General features: G+C 67.5%; 16 protein-coding genes and 1 riboswitch. Of the genes, 14 read left to right on the top strand and 2 right to left on the bottom strand.

Translation table 11 applies throughout. The annotated features are described in order from the left end of the window. Positions 1–61: 61 nt before the first annotated feature. The gene (locus ACF8ML_RS26930) at positions 62–976 is read right to left on the bottom strand and encodes an inositol monophosphatase family protein (protein WP_016453855.1); all 915 of its coding nucleotides are present in this window, start codon (positions 974–976) and stop codon (positions 62–64) included. Positions 977–1,192: 216 nt separating this feature from the next. Between ACF8ML_RS26930 and ACF8ML_RS26925 the strand changes: the two genes are divergently transcribed. From ACF8ML_RS26925 to thiC, 4 genes are all read left to right on the top strand, one after another. Then, positions 1,193–2,020: an RNA methyltransferase gene (locus tag ACF8ML_RS26925; RefSeq protein WP_088166809.1), complete on the top strand. Its 828-nt coding sequence runs from the start codon at positions 1,193–1,195 to the stop codon at positions 2,018–2,020. Between the two features lie 35 nt (positions 2,021–2,055). Further along, positions 2,056–2,880 (top strand): serine O-acetyltransferase, encoded by an 825-nt coding sequence (cysE, locus tag ACF8ML_RS26920; RefSeq protein ID WP_016449662.1) that lies wholly within the window; start codon positions 2,056–2,058, stop codon positions 2,878–2,880. Between the two features lie 63 nt (positions 2,881–2,943). Then, positions 2,944–3,606: a nitroreductase gene (locus ACF8ML_RS26915; RefSeq protein WP_160855142.1), complete on the top strand. Its 663-nt coding sequence runs from the start codon at positions 2,944–2,946 to the stop codon at positions 3,604–3,606. 62 nt (positions 3,607–3,668) lie between these two features. Beyond that, a riboswitch (TPP riboswitch) is annotated at positions 3,669–3,794 on the top strand. 265 nt (positions 3,795–4,059) lie between these two features. Next, a complete protein-coding gene (gene thiC / locus ACF8ML_RS26910; protein ID WP_012204233.1) occupies positions 4,060–6,003 on the top strand; it encodes a phosphomethylpyrimidine synthase ThiC in 1,944 nt (647 codons plus the stop codon). A 25-nt stretch (positions 6,004–6,028) separates the two neighbouring features. Here thiC and ACF8ML_RS26905 read toward each other — a convergent pair whose 3' ends face one another. After that, positions 6,029–6,829 carry an IclR family transcriptional regulator gene (locus tag ACF8ML_RS26905; RefSeq protein WP_392408435.1) on the bottom strand — a complete coding sequence of 267 codons (801 nt, stop codon included), beginning with the start codon at positions 6,827–6,829 and terminating at the stop codon, positions 6,029–6,031. A gap of 271 nt (positions 6,830–7,100) precedes the next feature. Between ACF8ML_RS26905 and ACF8ML_RS26900 the strand changes: the two genes are divergently transcribed. The 10 genes from ACF8ML_RS26900 to ACF8ML_RS26855 all read left to right on the top strand — a co-directional run bounded on the left by ACF8ML_RS26900 (position 7,101) and on the right by ACF8ML_RS26855 (position 17,129). Then, entirely contained in the window at positions 7,101–8,123 is a 1,023-nt protein-coding gene (locus ACF8ML_RS26900; protein WP_392408573.1) for a sugar ABC transporter substrate-binding protein, read from the top strand. Positions 8,124–8,140: 17 nt separating this feature from the next. Continuing rightward, the gene (locus ACF8ML_RS26895; RefSeq protein WP_392408434.1) at positions 8,141–9,670 is read left to right on the top strand and encodes a sugar ABC transporter ATP-binding protein; all 1,530 of its coding nucleotides are present in this window, start codon (positions 8,141–8,143) and stop codon (positions 9,668–9,670) included. Then, positions 9,660–10,676, top strand: coding sequence for an ABC transporter permease (locus ACF8ML_RS26890; RefSeq protein WP_392408433.1), 1,017 nt, complete (start codon positions 9,660–9,662; stop codon positions 10,674–10,676). Before ACF8ML_RS26895 ends, ACF8ML_RS26890 begins: the two co-directional genes overlap by 11 nt. A gap of 58 nt (positions 10,677–10,734) precedes the next feature. Continuing rightward, entirely contained in the window at positions 10,735–11,484 is a 750-nt protein-coding gene (locus ACF8ML_RS26885) for an SDR family oxidoreductase (RefSeq protein WP_392408432.1), read from the top strand. 18 nt (positions 11,485–11,502) lie between these two features. Then, entirely contained in the window at positions 11,503–12,393 is an 891-nt protein-coding gene (locus ACF8ML_RS26880) for a fumarylacetoacetate hydrolase family protein (RefSeq protein WP_392408431.1), read from the top strand. A 7-nt stretch (positions 12,394–12,400) separates the two neighbouring features. Further along, positions 12,401–13,678, top strand: coding sequence for an L-fuconate dehydratase (locus tag ACF8ML_RS26875; protein ID WP_313283645.1), 1,278 nt, complete (start codon positions 12,401–12,403; stop codon positions 13,676–13,678). A 3-nt stretch (positions 13,679–13,681) separates the two neighbouring features. Continuing rightward, entirely contained in the window at positions 13,682–14,593 is a 912-nt protein-coding gene (locus tag ACF8ML_RS26870; RefSeq protein ID WP_392408430.1) for an amidohydrolase family protein, read from the top strand. A gap of 16 nt (positions 14,594–14,609) precedes the next feature. Next, entirely contained in the window at positions 14,610–15,386 is a 777-nt protein-coding gene (locus ACF8ML_RS26865) for an SDR family oxidoreductase (RefSeq protein WP_046986695.1), read from the top strand. Positions 15,387–15,402: 16 nt separating this feature from the next. Continuing rightward, positions 15,403–15,750 (top strand): L-rhamnose mutarotase, encoded by a 348-nt coding sequence (locus ACF8ML_RS26860; RefSeq protein WP_017405715.1) that lies wholly within the window; start codon positions 15,403–15,405, stop codon positions 15,748–15,750. Between the two features lie 323 nt (positions 15,751–16,073). Next, positions 16,074–17,129: a porin gene (locus ACF8ML_RS26855; RefSeq protein ID WP_209670698.1), complete on the top strand. Its 1,056-nt coding sequence runs from the start codon at positions 16,074–16,076 to the stop codon at positions 17,127–17,129. The last annotated feature ends 29 nt before the right edge of the window (positions 17,130–17,158 follow it).

Raw genomic sequence — 17,158 nt, 5'->3', positions numbered from 1 at the left:
CGCCCAACGAAAAACAGCCCCTAGAAGGAGCTGTTTTAAAGAGAGACAGGAGAAGCCGAAATCAGGCCTCAGGCTGCTGCTCAGATTCAGCAGCCTCAGCCTCAGCAGCCGGAGCCGCCTCACCCGAATCCGCCAAAGCCTGCCGCACACCCGCCTTCTCCCCAGCCGAAGCAAACTTGCTGTACTTGCCAACGATGCCGACCAGCGCACCATAGATGCGCGGATTGCCCGCCAGGCATTCCTTCTGCTCCAGGAAATCCGCCTCACCCGTGAAGTTGCCGACCAGGCCACCAGCCTCGGTCACCAGCAGGCTGCCGGCGGCCACGTCCCAGATCTGCAGGCCGCTTTCAAAGAAGCCATCGGCAAAGCCGGCTGCCACGTAGGCCAGGTCCAGCGCGGCGGCGCCGGGGCGGCGCACGCCTGCGGTTTCCTGCATCACGTCGCCCAGCATGTTCATGTACTGCTTGAAGTTGTCGCCACGGCGGAAGGGGAAGCCGGTGGAGATCAGGCTGTCCTTGAGCTGGATGCGCTTGGACACGCGGATGCGGCGGTCATTCAGGTAGGCGCCGCGGCCGCGCGTGGCCGTGAACAGGTCGTTGCGCGAGGGGTCGTACACCACGGCGTGCTCCACCTTGCCCTTGAAGGACAGGGCAATGCTCACGCAGTACACGGGGAAGCCGTGGATGAAGTTGGTGGTGCCGTCCAGCGGATCGATGATCCAGACGTAGTCGGAGTTCTTGGCGCCGAACTCGTTGCCCGATTCCTCGGCCAGGATGCCGTGGCCCGGGTAGGCGCCCAGCAAGGTTTCGATGATGGCCTGCTCGGCCGCCTTGTCCACCTCGGTCACAAAGTCGTTGACCTGCTTTTGTGCGACACGCACGGATTCCACGTCAAGAGCCGCGCGGTTGATGATGGCGCCGGCGGCGCGTGCGGCCTTGATGGCCACGTTGAGCATGGGATGCAGGTTGGTCGACATAGATTGTGAGGCGTTGGCGGAGCAGCGGCTGTGCAAGGAGAGGACGGTCCTCTCTGGCAAAAGCAGGCTGTTTGACGCGGGTAAGAACGGAAAAAGCCGCGTCCGGCGATGCGGGGCGGCGACAATAGCGCGCAATTTTACCCGCCTTGTCCGTTTTGTGCTGCGCAACCTGTCCCGTCTTGGGGGCTCTGCCGGCGCCGGCAGGCCAGCGACGCCATGAAAACCCGATTCGTACTGATAGAAACCAGCCACGCCGGCAATGTGGGTGCCGCCGCCCGCGCCTTGAAGACCATGGGCTTTGACGACCTGGTGCTGGTGCGCCCGCGCTGGCCCAACGTGCTGCGCAAGGAAGAGACCATCCAGCGGGCCAGCGGCGCGCTGGACGTGCTGGGCAATGCGCGCGTGGTCGAGACGCTGGAGGAGGCGCTGGACGGCATCAGCCACCTGTGCGCCACGGCCATGACGCCGCGCGACTTCGGCCCGCCCACGCGCACGCCGCGCCAGCATTTCGAGCTGCTGCTCAGCGGGGCGCTGGATGTGCTGGCTGCGCCCGATGAGGCCGATGCGCCCGATGAAGCGGCGCCGCCCACCGATGCATCCGTGTCCGCACCGGCTCCCGCGCCGCGCTGCAACCAGTCCGGCGTGGCCTTCCTGTTCGGCTGCGAGCGCTTCGGCATGAGCAACGACGATGTCTACCGCAGCGATGTGGCGCTGTCGATTCCGTCCAATCCGCAGTTTGGCTCGCTGAACCTGGGGGCGGCCATCCAGGTGGTGGCCTACGAGTGGCGCCAGGCGCTGGGCGGCTTTCCCGTGGTGGAGCACACACCTGCGCCGCAGCGTGCCGACGCAGCCCAGGTGGCCGGCATGCTGGGCCATTGGGAGCAGGCGCTGGCGCATATTGGCTTTCTGGATCCGGCCGCGCCCAAGAAGCTGATGCCGCGCCTCAACCAGCTTTTCAACCGCTCGCAACTGACCGCCGAGGAAATCCACATCCTGCGCGGTGTTGCGAAGGCCATGCTGCAGAGCACCCCACCGAAACGCTAGACTGAGCGGTCTTGTCAACAATAACCAGCCCCTAGATGCTTGACCGCCTGCGCTCCGATATCCAGTGCATCCTCGACCGCGACCCTGCGGCACGCAGCACCTGGGAGGTCATCACCTGTTATCCGGGTCTGCATGCGATCTGGCTGCAGCGCCCGGCGCACTGGTGCTGGAACCATGGCCTCAAGTGGCTGGGGCGCTTCATCTCGCACATTGGCCGCTGGCTCACGGGCATCGAGATCCACCCCGGCGCCGTCATCGGTGAGCGCGTCTTCATCGACCACGGCATGGGCGTCGTTATCGGCGAGACGGCCGTGGTCGGCGACGGCTGCACCATCTACCACGGCGTGACCCTGGGTGGCACCTCGCTGTACAAGGGCGCCAAGCGCCATCCCACGCTGGGCCGCGATGTGGTGGTCAGCGCGGGCGCCAAGGTGCTGGGCGGCTTCGAGGTGGGCGACGGTGCCAAGATCGGCAGCAATGCCGTGGTCATCAAGCCCGTGCCCGCAGGCGCCACGGCGGTGGGCATTCCGGCGCGCATCATCGCCAGCAAGAACGGCCACAGCGCCGACGTGACCGAGCACGACCCGGCATCGGCCAAGGCCGAGTCCATCAAGGTCCCGGCCTCTGCCGCGCCCCAGCCGTTCACGGCCTACGGCATCACCCAGGAAATGGACCCCGTGGCCCAGGCCATGCGCGGCCTGAGCGACGGCGCGGCCGCGCATGAGCAGCAGATCGCGCTGCTGTGGGAGGCCATTGCCAAGCTCTCGGCCGGCAGCAAGGTGGGCGACTGCGTGCCGTGCGAATCCGAGCGCCCGCAGGCCTTCCAGAAGGACAAGATCGACCAGATCATGGGCAAGTAGGCCTGCACAAGATCACCAAAGATCCCCCAAGATCCCCTAAGAAGACCGGAGACTCCGACCAGCATGAACGTTGAACAGGCCTTGCATGCGCGCCGCTCCGTGCGCGCCTTCCTGCCCCAGTCGCCCGATGCGGCGCTGGTGCGCACCCTGATGGAACAGTCGGCCAATGCGGCCTCGGGCGGCAACCTGCAGCCCTGGCGCGTGCTGGCGCTGACGGGCGAGCCGCTGCAGCAGCTGCTGACCGCCGTTGCCGAAGCCGAGCCCCAGGACGCCCAGCCCGGCCTGTCCTACCCGCCCAATCTCTGGGAGCCCTACCGCAGCCGGCGATTTGCCAATGGCGAAGAGCTGTACCAGTCGCTGGGCATTCCGCGCGACGACAAGCCCGCGCGGCTGGAGCAGCTGGCGCGCAACGGCCAGTTCTTCGGCGCGCCCGTGGGCCTGATCGTGGCCGTGGACGAGCGCATGGGCCTGCCGCAATGGGTGGACCTGGGCATCTACCTGCAGTCCTTCATGCTGCTGGCCTGCGCCAATGGCCTGGCCACCTGCGCCCAGGGCTTCTGGCGCCGCTACAACGACGCCGTGACCCAGGCGCTGGCGCTGCCCGAGGGCTACCACGTGGCCTTCGGCATTGCGCTGGGCTACGAGGACAAGAGCGCCCCCATCAACGGCTGGCGCGCCACGCGCGCTCCGCTGGCCGAATGGGGTGCGCTGCGCGGCTTTGACTGACGGCGGCGCATGGCCCCTGGGCAAACCCGCAGGCGATGGGCCGCCAACCATCCCCTATACTTGCCGCTGCTCCGGGGTGTGCTGATGCACTGAGATGCCAACCGGTCCATGCGCTGCATGGGCCAGGCGGCGAACCCGACGAACTTGATCCGGTTGATACCGGCGGAAGAAGAGCGGGACCCTGAAGCGGGGCCGAAGTCAGAGGATGGAAGTCCGCCACGGCGGATACACGCAGGGCCGCAACGGCCAGGCAGGCCACCATCCGATGCGCATCGACCCTTGCCAACCAAGGCTGCTCGTGCGCCTTGGCGTGCGTGGCAACCAGGGGCCAAGGCCATACGGCCCTGGCAGGCCCACACTGGCATAGCCCGGTGCGCGGCCTTTGGCACAGCCCAAGGAGTGTCCGGTTCCCGGAGCGTTGTTGATCGACGCTTTGAACGCAAGGAACCCGACATGAACGCTCCCGATTCCATCTTCACCCCCGCAGCCGGCGAAGCTCCCGACGCACAGCGTTTTTCCGACCTGCTGGCGCAGTCGCGCAAGCCGTTCCCGGCCTCCACCAAGAGCTATCTGCAAGGCAGCTTGCATAGCGGCCTCAACGTGCCCGTGCGCGATATCCAGCTGACCAATGGCGAGCAGGTCAGCGTCTATGACACCTCGGGCCCCTACACCGATCCGGCCGTGGCCATCGACGTGCGCAGCGGCCTGCCGGGCGTGCGCAATGCCTGGATCGAGTCGCGCGGCGACAGCGAGTACTACGCCGGCCGCCTGCGCCAGGCCCTGGACGACGGCGGCAAGCGCGGCGAGGAAGACGAGCGCGTGGCCCGCCTGCGGGCCGAGGCCGCATCGCTGCAGCGCCAGCCGCGCCGCGCCAAGAGCGGTGGCAACGTCACCCAGATGCACTACGCGCGCAAGGGCATCATCACGCCCGAGATGGAATACGTGGCCCTGCGCGAGAACGGCCGACGCGAATGGATGGCCGAGTACCAGCAGGACGCCGCGCGCGAGGCGCGCCTGGCCGGCAACGGCCTGGGCGCCGCCATCCCCAAGATCATCACGCCCGAATTCGTGCGCGACGAAGTGGCGCGCGGCCGCGCCATCATCCCGGCCAACATCAACCACCCCGAGATCGAGCCCATGGCCATCGGGCGCAACTTCAAGGTCAAGATCAACGCCAACATCGGCAACTCGGCCGTCACCTCCAGCATCGAGGAAGAGGTCGAGAAGCTGGTCTGGGCCATCCGCTGGGGCGCGGACAACGTGATGGACCTGTCCACCGGCAAGAACATCCACACCACGCGCGACTGGATCATCCGCAACTCGCCCGTGCCCATCGGCACCGTGCCCATCTACCAGGCGCTGGAGAAAGTGGGCGGCATCGCCGAGGACCTGACCTGGCCCATCTTCCGCGACACCCTGATCGAGCAGGCCGAGCAGGGCGTGGACTACTTCACCATCCACGCCGGCGTGCGTCTGGCGTACATCCACCTCACGGCCCAGCGCCGCACGGGCATCGTCTCGCGCGGCGGCTCCATCATGGCCAAGTGGTGCATGGCCCACCACCGCGAGAGCTTCCTGTACGAGCACTTCGAGGACATCTGCGACATCATGAAGCAGTACGACGTCAGCTTCTCGCTGGGCGACGGCCTGCGCCCCGGCAGCGCCTCGGACGCCAATGACGAAGCCCAGTTCGCCGAACTCAAAACCCTGGGCGAGCTGACCCAGCTGGCCTGGAAGCACGACGTGCAGACCATGATCGAAGGCCCCGGCCACGTGCCCATGCACATGATCCAGGCCAACATGACCGAGCAGCTCAAGCACTGCCACGAGGCGCCGTTCTACACCCTGGGCCCGCTGACCATCGACATCGCCCCCGGCTACGACCACATCGCCAGCGCCATCGGCGCGGCCATGATCGGCTGGTTCGGCACCGCCATGCTGTGCTACGTCACGCCCAAGGAACACCTGGGCCTGCCCGACCGCGACGACGTCAAGCAGGGCATCATCGCGTACAAGATCGCAGCCCACGCGGCCGACGTCGCCAAGGGCCACCCCGGCGCCCGCGCCCGCGACGACGCGCTGAGCCAGGCCCGCTTCGACTTCCGCTGGCAGGACCAGTTCAACCTGGGCCTGGACCCCGACACCGCCCAGGCCTACCACGACGAAACCCTGCCCAAGGACAGCGCCAAGGTGGCGCACTTCTGCTCCATGTGCGGCCCCAAGTTCTGCTCCATGAAGATCACCCAGGAAGTGCGCGAATTCGCCGCTGCCAAGGGAGTGGCCGAGCAGGAAGGCATTGCCGCCGGAATGCAGGCCAAGGCCGAGGAATTCAACCGCGCGGGCGGGGAGTTCTATATCCCCATCGTGGCGGCCAGCAGCGATACGACGGCGCGTTGACGCCAGCCGGCAGGCTGCGCGCGGCTCACTGGCCGTCGCGCGGCTGCCGGTTCAACGACAACTCCTGTGCCGCCTGCAACAGGCATTCGCGCGCTTCATCCAGCGAAGGGCCCGCATGTCCATCGATGCGGCGGATATAGGGAGATGTCAGCACGGCCAGGGCCTGACCGTCAGGTCCCAGGATGGGGCAGGAGATGTCCACCACGCCATAGGACTGCAGGCTTTCGCTCTGCCTGTAGCCCGTGCTGCGTATCTGTTCCAGCATGTCGTGCAGCTGTGCCTCGGGCAGATGTACCTCGCCTTCCAAAGGCGCGTGCTCGGCCAGCATCTGCGTGCGGCGTTCGGTTGTCTGGCAGGCCAGCAGCACATGGCCTGACCCGGTGTCCAGCAGCCCGACGCGTGCGCCCAGCCTGATCGACAGGCCCCAGTTCCCGGGGCCGGGGACCTGGGCCACGATCAGGACATTGCCACGGTCGTAGAGGCCCAGGTGGCAGGACTGCTCGGCCTGGCGCGCATAGGCATCCATGACGGGCAGCGCCTGGGTCACGAGGCGGTTGACGGGCGGGTGGCGGTGCGCCAGCGCGAACATCTTGAGGCTGAGCGCATGGCGGTCGCCGCCGGCTGAGCGCATCACATATTGCCGGGCCACCAGCCGCTCGAGCATGCGGTAGATCTCACTGGGGCCCCGGCCCAGTTCCTTGACGATCTCGGCCCGCGTCAGTCCATCGGGGTGCTCGGCCAGCAGCTCCAGGATGTCCAGCCCCTTGTCCAGTGCCGGCGCGCGGTAGCGCTCGCTGTCTTCTGCGTTGTCCAGTGCTTTGCTCATGCGTGCAGATCTTACGTTCGGGATAGGACAAGTCCTGTTTTTGCTGCGGACCTGCGCAAGCGGTGCGTGGGCTGGGTAAACCATAGCTGCCGAAGTGAGGTTTATTTATAAATAATTAATTCATGGATGAATGAATTGCCCCAGCGATGTGCCACGCGCCATCGGCAAAAAGGCGATCCAGCGGCACCGCCGGAGTCCCGGCACACATGAGGAGGCACTTTCCATGGCTGCACTGCACGGCGTTTTCCAGGTTCCGGCCGGATGTTCCGCAATGGTTTGCCGGCTCATGTCTGCTGTAGCCGCGCTGGCTTCAGTGGCGGCGCTGGCAGGCGCGGGGCCGGCGCTGGCGGCGGAACCCGGCCCGGAGCAAGGCAGGATCGGGGTCAACCTGCCGCTGCTGACCTCGCCGTTCTGGCAGGCCTACAACGGCTACCTCCCGCAAATGGCGAAGGCCATCGGGGTCGACATCCTGGCGCCGGTGAACTCCAACCAGGACCCGGCCCAGCAGATCACCGACGTGGCCAATCTGATCAACCTCGGCGCCAAGGGGTTGGTGGTGGCGCCATTGGATTCGGCGGCCATTGGTCGCGCGCTCGCCTTGGCCGAGCAGGGGAAGATTCCTGTGGTGGCGGTGGACGTGGCGCCTACCCGGGGCAAGGTGGCGATGGTGGTGCGTGCCGACAACCGCGCCTATGGCACGCGGTCCTGCCAGTACCTGGGCGCGCAGGTGAAGGCGGGCAAGGTGGTGCAGATCATGGGCGACCTGGCATCGGTCAACGGCCGTGATCGGGCCGAGGCTTTCCGCAGCTGCATGAAGGATTTCCCGGCGCTGCAGGTGCTGGAGATTCCCGCGGCCTGGAAGTCCGATGCCGCCGCCGCCGCGCTCGATGGCCTGCTGTCCGCGCATCCGGACCTGAAGGGCATCTACATGCACGCAGGCGGTGTCTATCTGGCGCCCACGCTGCAGACGCTGCGGCGCAGGGGGCTGCTGCATCCGGCCGGCGATCCGAGGCACATCGTGGTGATCAGCAACGACGGCATCGCGCAGGAGCTGGATGCCATCCGCAGGGGCGAGATCGACGCCACCATCTCGCAGCCCGCCGATCTTTACGCAAAGTACGGCCTGTACTACATCAAGGCAGCGCTGGCAGGGCAGTCGTTCAAGCCCGGACCCACCCCGCATGGCAGCCGCATCGTGGAGGTGGCGCCCGGCATTCTGGAGGACCAGTTGCCCGCACCCGTGGTGACCCGCGAGAACGTGGACGACAAGTCGCTGTGGGCCAACCAGCCATGACGATACTCCCCGGATTCATGGCTGACAGACCGGGCACGCCGGTGATGGAGGCGCGTGGGCTCGGCTTGCGTTTCGGCTCCACGACGGCCTTGCACGATGTGAGCCTGGCGGTCATGCCGGGCGAGTCGCATGCACTGGCTGGCCGCAACGGCGCAGGCAAGTCCACCTTGGTCGCCTTGCTGACCGGCCTGCACCAGCCCGGCACGGGAAGCATCCGCTTCAACGGCCAGCCCGCGCCTGCGGTGACCGACCGCATGGCCTGGCGCCAGCATGTGGCCTGTGTCTACCAGCATTCGGCCATCATCGGCGAGCTGTCGGTGGCCGAGAACCTGTTCATCAACCGGCAGCCGCTGCGCCATGGCTGGATTTCCTGGCGCGTGCTGCGGCGCGAGGCAAGGGCCTTGCTGGATGCCTGGCAGATCGATGTGCACGAGGATGCGCTGGCCCGGGATCTGACGGTGGAAGCCCGCCAACTGGTGGAGATCGCGCGGGCGCTGTCGCTGGGCGCGCGCTTCATCATCCTGGACGAACCCACGGCACAGCTTGACCACGACGAGACGCGGCGGCTGCTCAGGCGCGTGCACGATCTGCAGCAAGGCGGCGTCACGTTTCTCTTCATCTCGCACCACTTGCAGGAGATCTATGAGATTTGCCAGACGGTCACCGTGCTGCGCGATGCTCGCCATGTGGTGACGGCGCCGGTGGCGCAGTTGCCCCGGCAGGCACTGATCGAGGCCATGACCGGCGAGCGGGACAGCCTGGCCGGCGCGTCTTGCGCCGCCCACGCACCCCCGGCAGGCGGGGGCACGGGCGTTGCCCCCGTGGTGCTGGCGCTGCAGCAGGTGTGCGGCAAGGGTTTCGGGGCTGTCAGCCTGCAGGTGCGGCGTGGCGAGATCGTGGGGCTGACAGGCTCCACCAGCAGCGGGCGCACGGCCGTGGGCGAGGCGGTGGCGGGCCTGCGGCGCACCACGGCGGGCCGGATCCTGGTGTCGGGCCGCGTGCTGCCGCCCGGCGATGTAGGCGCCGCGCTGGCGCACGGCGTGGGTTGCGTGCCGCAGGACAGGCACCGCCAGGGCCTGGTGCCGGGGCAGTCCATCGCCGAGAACGCGACCATGACCATCATGGACAGGCTGGGCCGGTTCGGGTTCATCGCGCCATCGCGCAGGCAGGCCGCGGCGTTGTCGGCCATGCGTGCACTCGATGTGGCGGCCAGCGGGCCGCAGCAGGCCGTGTCCGGCCTGTCGGGCGGCAATCAGCAGAAGGTGGTGATGGCGCGCGCCCTGGCCAGCGAGCCCGATGTGCTGGTGCTCATCGATCCCACTGCGGGTGTGGATGTGAAGTCCCGGCAGGCATTGCTGGCCGTGGTGGAGGGTGAGCGACGGCAGGGCCGGGCCGTGCTGCTGGCGAGCAGCGAGCTGGACGACCTGCGCATCTGCGACCGTGTGCTGGTGATGTCCCATGGCCATGTGGTGGCCGAACTCGCCAGAGGCTGGGACGACGGTGAACTGATTGCCTCCATGGAAGGAGTGAGCCTGCATGCGCACTGAAACCTTCGTCTCGCCGAACACGGCTGTGCCCGTGCCGGCCGCCGGGCGGCTCGCCCTGCACCGGCTGCGCGACTATGCACTGGTGCCTGCGCTGGCCCTGCTGTTCGTGCTGGGAGCCTTGACCAGCCCCAGCTTTCTGACACCGGCCAACCTGGTCAGCATCCTGGGGGCCTCCGCAGCCCTGGCGCTGGTGGTGCTGGCGGAGTCGCTGATCATCATCACGGGCAAGTTCGATCTGTCGGTGGAGTCCACGGTGGGCATTGCGCCGGCGGTGGGCGCCATGCTGGTGATTCCTGCAGCCTCGGGAGGCTTTGGCACGGCATGGCCGGTGGCGGCGGGGCTGCTGGCCATCGCGGCCGTAGGCGCATGCACGGGTTTTCTCAATGGCCTGTTGGTCGTCAGGCTGCGGCTCAATGCCTTCATCGTCACGCTGGCGATGCTGATCGTGCTGCGCGGCGTGCTGGTGGGCGCGACCAGGGGCGGCACCCTGTTCGACATGCCGCAGCCTTTCTTCGCCCTGGCCACGGCCACGCTGCTGGGGCTGCCGCTGTCGGTCTGGCTGGCGGCGCTGGCGTTCGGCACGGCCGCCGTGGTGCTGCGCCACCACCGGCTGGGCCGCGCGCTGTATGCGATTGGCGGCAACCCCCATGCGGCGCGCGCGGCGGGCATCAATGTTGACCGTATTACCTGGGGCGTCTTCGTGCTGGCCGGTGTGCTGGCCGCAGTGGGCGGGCTGGTGGTCACGGGCTATGTGGGCGCGATCAATGCCAACCAGGGCAGCTCGATGATTTTCACGGTGTTCGCGGCGGCCGTCATCGGCGGGATTTCGCTCGATGGCGGCAAGGGCTCCATGTCGGGTGCGCTGTGCGGCGTGCTGCTGCTGGGCGTGGTGCAGAACCTGCTGACGCTGGCCCAGGTGCCATCGTTCTGGATACAGGCGATCTACGGCGCCATCATCCTCGGCGCCCTGATGCTGGCCCGGCTCGCAGGTGAGCAGCAGCAATAGGCGCGGTCCGCGAATCGCCCGTGCAGAACCCTTTTCAAGCAAGGGAAGGAATGGCTCCATGAGACTCGCCGGAAAACACATTCTCGTCACCGCAGCCGGGCAGGGCATAGGGCGAGCCTGCGCGCTGATGTTTGCCCGCGAGGGGGCCAGCGTGCTGGCCACCGACATCGACATGCAGGCGCTGGCAGAACTGGAGGGACGGGACGGCCTGCGTACGCGGCGGCTGGATGTGACCGATGCGCAAGACATCCTGGCACTGGCCGGGCAGGAGTGGGCTTTCGATGCAGTGCTCAACTGCGCGGGCTTCGTGCACCACGGCAGCATCCTGGACTGCAGCGACGAGGACTGGGCCTTTGCGTGGCAGCTCAACGTCACCTCCATGCACCGCATCATCCGCGCCCTGCTGCCTGCCATGCTGGCCCAGGGCGGCGGATCGATCATCAACATGTCGTCCGCGGCCTCCAGCGTGAAGGGCGTGCCCCTTCGCCATGCCTATGGCGCTACCAAGGCCGCCGTGGTCGGGCTGACCAAGGCCGTGGCGGCCGACTTCGTCACGCAGGGCATACGCTGCAACGCCATCTGCCCTGGCACGGTGGAGTCCCCGTCGCTGCAGGCGCGCATCGCCAGCCAGGCCCGGCAGCAGGGCGTGCCGCTGCAGCAGGTGCGCGCGGCCTTCGTGGCGCGCCAGCCCATGGGGCGGGTAGGCAAGCCCGAGGAGATCGCCGCGCTGGCCACCTACCTCGCCAGCGATGAATCCCGCTTCGTCACCGGCACGCTGAGCGTGATCGACGGTGGCTGGTCCAACTGAACTGCACAGGACTGCTCCATGAAATTGCTGCGATACGGCCCCAGGGGCCATGAAAGACCGGGCCTGCTTGACGCGCAAGGGCGTGTGCGCGACCTCTCGGGCGTGGTGGACGACATTGCCGGTCCTGTGCTGCTGCCGGACAGCCTGGCGCAACTGGGCGCCCTGGACCCCTTGCAGCTGCCCCTGGTGGAAGGCGTGCCGCAGCACACGCTGCGTCTGGGCCCCTGCGTGGGGCAGGTGGGCAAGTTCGTGTGCATAGGCCTCAACTACTCGGACCATGCGGCCGAGGCCGGCATGCAGGTGCCGCCCGAGCCCGTGGTGTTTGGCAAGTGGACCAGTGCCATCTGCGGCCCGGACGACGCCATCGAGATTCCGCCCGGCTCCGTGAAGACGGATTGGGAGGTGGAGCTTGGCGTGGTCATAGGCCAGGGCGGGCGCCATATCGACGAGGCCCGGGCCATGGAGCACGTGGCAGGCTATTGCGTGGTCAACGACATCTCCGAGCGCGAGTACCAGCTCGAGCGCGGCGGCACCTGGGACAAGGGCAAGGGCTGCGACGGCTTCGGCCCGCTGGGGCCCTGGCTGGTCACGGCCGACGAGGTGCCCGATCCGCAGGCGCTGCGCATGTGGCTGGATGTGGACGGCCGGCGCATGCAGGACGGCAGCACGGCCACCATGGTGTTCGGCGTGGCCTTCCTCATCAGCTATCTGAGCCGCTTCATGAGCCTGCAACCGGGCGATGTGATCTCCACCGGCACGCCGCCGGGCGTGGGCATGGGCCAGAAGCCGCCCATGTATCTGCGTGCCGGGCAGGCCATGCGGCTGGGCATCGCCGGCCTGGGCGAGCAGCGCCAGACCATGGTGGCGGCTCGCGTGCAACCGCATCCCTCGACAACCGGCAAGGCCTGAGAAGACCATGACGCGAATACTGTCCCTGCGCGTGCTCGATGTGCGCTTTCCGACCTCCAGTCACCTGGATGGGTCTGACGCCATGAACCCGGACCCGGACTACTCCGCCGCCTATGTGATCCTGGAGACGGATACGCCCGGCCTTGAGGGGCACGGGCTGACCTTCACCATCGGTCGCGGCAACGAGGTCTGCTGCGCCGCCATCGCGGCCATGCGCCATCTGGTGGAGGGCATGGAGCTCGACTGGATCCGGGAGGACATGGGGCGCTTTTGGCGCCACATCACCTCCGACAGCCAGTTGCGCTGGATCGGCCCGGACAAGGGGGCGATGCACCTGGCCACCGGCGCCGTGGTCAATGCCGTGTGGGACCTGTGGGCCAAGGCCGAGGGCAAGCCGCTGTGGCGCCTGGTCGCCGATTTCACGCCCGAGGAGTTCGTCCGCGCGCTGGACTTCCGCTACATGACGGATGCCCTGACCGAAGCCCAGGCGCTGGAGCTGCTGCATCGCCAGTCGCCGCGCAAGGCCGAGCGCATCGGCGTGCTGGAGCGCGAGGGCTATCCCTGCTACACGACCTCGGCCGGCTGGCTGGGCTATGACGACGACAAGCTGCGCCGCCTGTGCCGCGAGGCGGTGGCCGGTGGCTTCAACCACGTCAAGCTCAAGGTGGGGCGCAGCCTGCAGGACGATATCCGGCGCGTGTCCATCGCGCGCGAGGTGCTGGGGCCGGACCGCCAGCTGATGATCGACGCCAACCAGGCCTGGGAGGTGGGGCAGGCCATCGGCTGGGTGCGGCAGTTGGCCTTTGCCAGGCCCTGGTTCATCGAGGAGCCGACCAGCCCTGACGATGTGGAGGGCCACCGCGCGGTGCGCGAAGCCGTCGCCCCGGTCCAGGTCGCCTCTGGAGAGATGTGCCAGAACCGCATTCTCTTCAAGCAGTTCATCCTGCGTGGCGCCATCGACGTGGTGCAGATCGACGCCTGCCGGCTGGGAGGGGTCAACGAGGTGCTGCTGGTACTCCTGCTGGCCGCAAAGTACGGTCTGCCCGTGTGTCCGCATGCCGGGGGCGTGGGCCTTTGCGAGTATGTGCAGCATCTGTCCATGATCGATTTCGTCTGCGTGTCCGGCACGCGTGACGGGCGCGTGATCGAGTACGTGGACCATCTGCACGAGCACTTCGTCGATCCCTGCGTGGTGCGCAATGCGGCCTATATGCCTCCCGGTGCGCCCGGCTTTTCCATCACGATGAAGCCGGAATCTCTGGCCAGGTATCGCTTCCAGGCCTGAGCCATGGCCCTGTCCCATTCCCATTCACTTTTGCATCCGCGCATCGATGCACACCTGCATTTCTGGCGCTACAGCGCCGGGGACTATCCATGGATAGGCGCGGACATGCGGGCCCTGGCGGTGGACCGCACACCCGGCCATCTCCTGCCCCAGCTGTCTGCCTGCGGCTTCACGGGCGCCATCGCCGTGCAGGCGCGCGCCACGGTCGATGAGACGCGGTTCCTGCTGGAGCTGGCGCGGCGCAATGACTGGATACGCGGCGTGGTGGGGTGGGAAGACCTGACCTGCGAGGGCCTGGGCGAGCGCCTGCAGGACTGGCGTGCCGAGCCGATGCTGTGCGGCTGGCGCCATCAGGTGCAGGATGAGCCCGATGCCGCAGCCTTTCTGGGCTGCGCCGCATTCGGGCGCGGCATGGCCTTGTTGCAGCGCCAGGGCTGGGCGTATGACCTGCTCGTCTTCCATCACCAGATGGAGGCGGCTGCCGCCTTCTGCGCACGGCACGACGCGCACTGGCTGGTGCTGGACCATCTGGGCAAGCCCCCGCTGGCCGTGCTGGTCCGGGAACAGGCCGCATTCGGCCACTGGCAGGCGCGGCTGGGGCGTTTTGCCGCGCTGCCGCATGTGGCCTGCAAGCTCTCGGGCCTAGTGACCGAGGCCGACTGGCGCGCCGGGCTGGACGGGGCAGGCAGGGCTTGCCTGCTGCGCTGTCTAGATATGGCGCTGCAGGTGTTCGGTCCGCAGCGGCTGATGTTTGGCTCCGACTGGCCGGTCTGCCTGCTGGCCGCGCCATACGCCACGGTCTTTGAGTTGGTGAATGGCTGGGCGTCGTCGCGGTTGTCGGTGTCCGAGCGCGAGGCGCTGTGGGGCGGCACCGCCGCGCGCTGCTACGGCCTGCAGCCGCAAGGCATGACCTGACCCCATGGGAGGCAGCATGGACCTGAACCTGAAAGACAAGACCTTCATCGTCACGGGCGGTGCCAGCGGCATCGGGGCGGCCATCTCGCTGCGGCTGGCCGGTGAAGGTGCGATTCCGCTGATCTGCGGCAAGGACACCATGTCCGCGCGGTTCGAGGCGCAGCTCATGGAGCTGCAGCCCCGGGCCCGCCACTTCCGCTTCGACCTGGTCGATGAACAGGCATGCGGGGAGATGGTGGCCCGCGCTGCGGCGGACTGCGGCCACATCGACGGCCTGGTGAACAACGCGGGCATCAATGACGGCGTGGGCCTGGAGGCAGGGCGCGACGCCTTCGTGCGCTCGCTGCAGGCCAACCTGGTGCACTACTACGTCATGGCCCACCATTGCCTGCCGCACCTCAAGGCCAGCCGTGGCGCCATCGTCAACATCTCGTCCAAGACCGCGCTGACCGGGCAGGGCCAGGCCAGCGGCTACTGCGCGGCCAAGGGGGCCCAGCTCTCGCTGACGCGCGAATGGGCTGCCGCGCTGGCAGCCGATGGCGTGCGCGTCAATGCCGTGGTGCCCGCCGAGGTGATGACGCCGATGTACCTGCACTGGCTGGGCCGCTTCGACGACCCCGGGCGCCAGCTGGAACAGATCAGCGCCCGGATTCCGCTGGGCCGGCGCATGACGGCGGCCGAGGAGATTGCGGACACGGTCGTCTTTCTTCTGTCCGAGCGGGCATCGCACACCACGGGGCAATGGCTGTTCGTCGATGGCGGCTACACCCACCTGGACCGCGCGCTGACCTGACCACCATGGAGACACCATGCGCCAATGCCTTGCACTCGACCTCAGGGATGACCCGGCGCTGATCGCCCGCTATGAAGCCCTGCATCGCAGGATCTGGCCCGAGGTGGAAGCGCATCTGCGCGGCCATGGCGTGGTCGGCATGGAAATCCACCGCCTTGGCACGCGCATGGTGATGGTCATGGACACCGATGACGCAGTGCATGACGCCCGGGCCATGGCCCTTGCCTCCGCCACCGATCCGAAGTTGTGCGAATGGGAAGACCTGATGTGGGCCTTTCAGGCCCCCACGCCGTGGACACCACCTGGAGACAAGTGGACGCCCATGGCCTGCATTTTTCGGCTGGAGGATTCTGCGCAGGAGTGAGCGACTGAGCATCCGTCGGCCATGCCCCATCCCCGAACGTCGCTCAACCCCCTTCCAGGGGAAAACCCCCGGGCGCCCGCGCCGCAAATGCATAGATCTGCGCATGAATCGTTCAGGCCCGACGCCATCCCTGCGGAGAATTCATGAAAGCAGCCTGCAGGGCATCGCAACCACGGGGCTGCATGCACCCGCAAGAACAAGAAGCACAAGAACAAGAAGCACAAGAAAAGGGGCTGGCGACCGGTTTCAAGCTGCTCCCCATGGCAGCCGTGCTGCGGCCATGGGGATTTTCGCCAATCGGCAATGTCAAGGAGGAGAGGGAGATGAATAAACGCATGATCCGCAGCGCTGGCCTGGCCGCGCTGGTGCTGGGCACGGCCCTGGCGGCCCAGGCCCAGAGTTCGGTCACGCTCTATGGGCGTGTGGTCGCGGGGGTGGACTACCAGAACAATGTGTACGACCCGGCCACGGGCGGCTCTGGCAATCTGTGGCGGGCCGTGGGCAACCAGTGGGGCACGAGCATGCTGGGTTTCAAGGGGGAGGAGGACCTGGGCGGCGGGCTGCACGCGCTGTTCACGCTGGAGTCGGGCTTCAGCATCGACGATGCCAGGTTCAACGGCGCAGGTTTCTTCAACCGCCGCACCTTCGTGGGCCTGCGCAGCGGCTGGGGCACGCTGAAGCTGGGCAAGGACCTGTCGATCTCGGATGCGCACTGGGCGCTGGACCCCACGGGCCAGCAGTTCATCGGCTCGGCCACGCTGGTGCGGGGGCGCAACTGGGGCGGGCATGACAACATGGTCTCGTACGAAACGCCCAGCTGGGGCGGCCTGCGCGTGCTGGCGCTGACCGGCCTGGGCGAGCAGCCGCAGGGCGCATCGCGGCTGCGCAAGGATGCGCTGTCGGTGTCCTATACCGCGCCCACGTTCGAGTTGCGCGCCATCTACGATGTGGCCCGCGATGCCAATGGCCGTTTCAGCGATCTCTACACCACCTCCCGCAACCTGACGCTGGGCGGCACGGTGACGCTGTCCGCGCTCAAGCTGTTCGCGGGCTATGAGCAGCTGTCTGCGCCCGACAGCGCGGCCGGCGTGCCCAACAAGGCGCGGCAGTACTGGATGGGCGCGCGCTACAAGGTGTCAGGCCCGCTGACGCTGATCGGGGCGGGCTACCGCACCACGGTCAACAACGGCGGCGGCAGCGCCAACCTGTTCATGGCGGGCGCCGACTACGCGCTGTCCAGGCGCACGCTGCTGTACGCCAGCGTGGGCAATGTGCGCAATGGCGGCAATGCGAACTTCTCGGTGGAGACCACCAGCAACAACCCGGCGCCGGGCGGCAGCCAGACCGGCCTGTACCTGGGCATGGCGCATTCGTTCTGACAGGGGCGGGGCACTTTGGCGGAGGTTGC

The sequence above is a fragment of the Delftia sp. WSY_10 genome (assembly GCF_043104705.1).
Classification (GTDB): domain Bacteria; phylum Pseudomonadota; class Gammaproteobacteria; order Burkholderiales; family Burkholderiaceae_C; genus Comamonas; species Comamonas tsuruhatensis.
This window is presented reverse-complemented; position numbering and strand designations above follow the sequence as displayed.

Bases quoted from the DNA above. Each gene is read 5' to 3' on its own strand.
- ACF8ML_RS26900 (WP_392408573.1), top strand. From the start codon at position 7,101: ATGGTTTGCCGGCTCATGTCTGCTGTAGCCGCGCTGGCTTCAGTGGCG.
- ACF8ML_RS26930 (WP_016453855.1), bottom strand. From the start codon at position 976: ATGTCGACCAACCTGCATCCCATGCTCAACGTGGCCATCAAGGCCGCA.
- ACF8ML_RS26880 (WP_392408431.1), top strand. From the start codon at position 11,503: ATGAAATTGCTGCGATACGGCCCCAGGGGCCATGAAAGACCGGGCCTG.
- ACF8ML_RS26890 (WP_392408433.1), top strand. From the start codon at position 9,660: ATGCGCACTGAAACCTTCGTCTCGCCGAACACGGCTGTGCCCGTGCCG.
- ACF8ML_RS26875 (WP_313283645.1), top strand. From the start codon at position 12,401: ATGACGCGAATACTGTCCCTGCGCGTGCTCGATGTGCGCTTTCCGACC.
- ACF8ML_RS26870 (WP_392408430.1), top strand. From the start codon at position 13,682: ATGGCCCTGTCCCATTCCCATTCACTTTTGCATCCGCGCATCGATGCA.
- ACF8ML_RS26905 (WP_392408435.1), bottom strand. From the start codon at position 6,829: ATGAGCAAAGCACTGGACAACGCAGAAGACAGCGAGCGCTACCGCGCG.
- ACF8ML_RS26865 (WP_046986695.1), top strand. From the start codon at position 14,610: ATGGACCTGAACCTGAAAGACAAGACCTTCATCGTCACGGGCGGTGCC.
- cysE (WP_016449662.1), top strand. From the start codon at position 2,056: ATGCTTGACCGCCTGCGCTCCGATATCCAGTGCATCCTCGACCGCGAC.
- ACF8ML_RS26915 (WP_160855142.1), top strand. From the start codon at position 2,944: ATGAACGTTGAACAGGCCTTGCATGCGCGCCGCTCCGTGCGCGCCTTC.
- ACF8ML_RS26855 (WP_209670698.1), top strand. From the start codon at position 16,074: ATGAATAAACGCATGATCCGCAGCGCTGGCCTGGCCGCGCTGGTGCTG.
- ACF8ML_RS26885 (WP_392408432.1), top strand. From the start codon at position 10,735: ATGAGACTCGCCGGAAAACACATTCTCGTCACCGCAGCCGGGCAGGGC.
- ACF8ML_RS26925 (WP_088166809.1), top strand. From the start codon at position 1,193: ATGAAAACCCGATTCGTACTGATAGAAACCAGCCACGCCGGCAATGTG.
- thiC (WP_012204233.1), top strand. From the start codon at position 4,060: ATGAACGCTCCCGATTCCATCTTCACCCCCGCAGCCGGCGAAGCTCCC.
- ACF8ML_RS26860 (WP_017405715.1), top strand. From the start codon at position 15,403: ATGCGCCAATGCCTTGCACTCGACCTCAGGGATGACCCGGCGCTGATC.
- ACF8ML_RS26895 (WP_392408434.1), top strand. From the start codon at position 8,141: ATGGCTGACAGACCGGGCACGCCGGTGATGGAGGCGCGTGGGCTCGGC.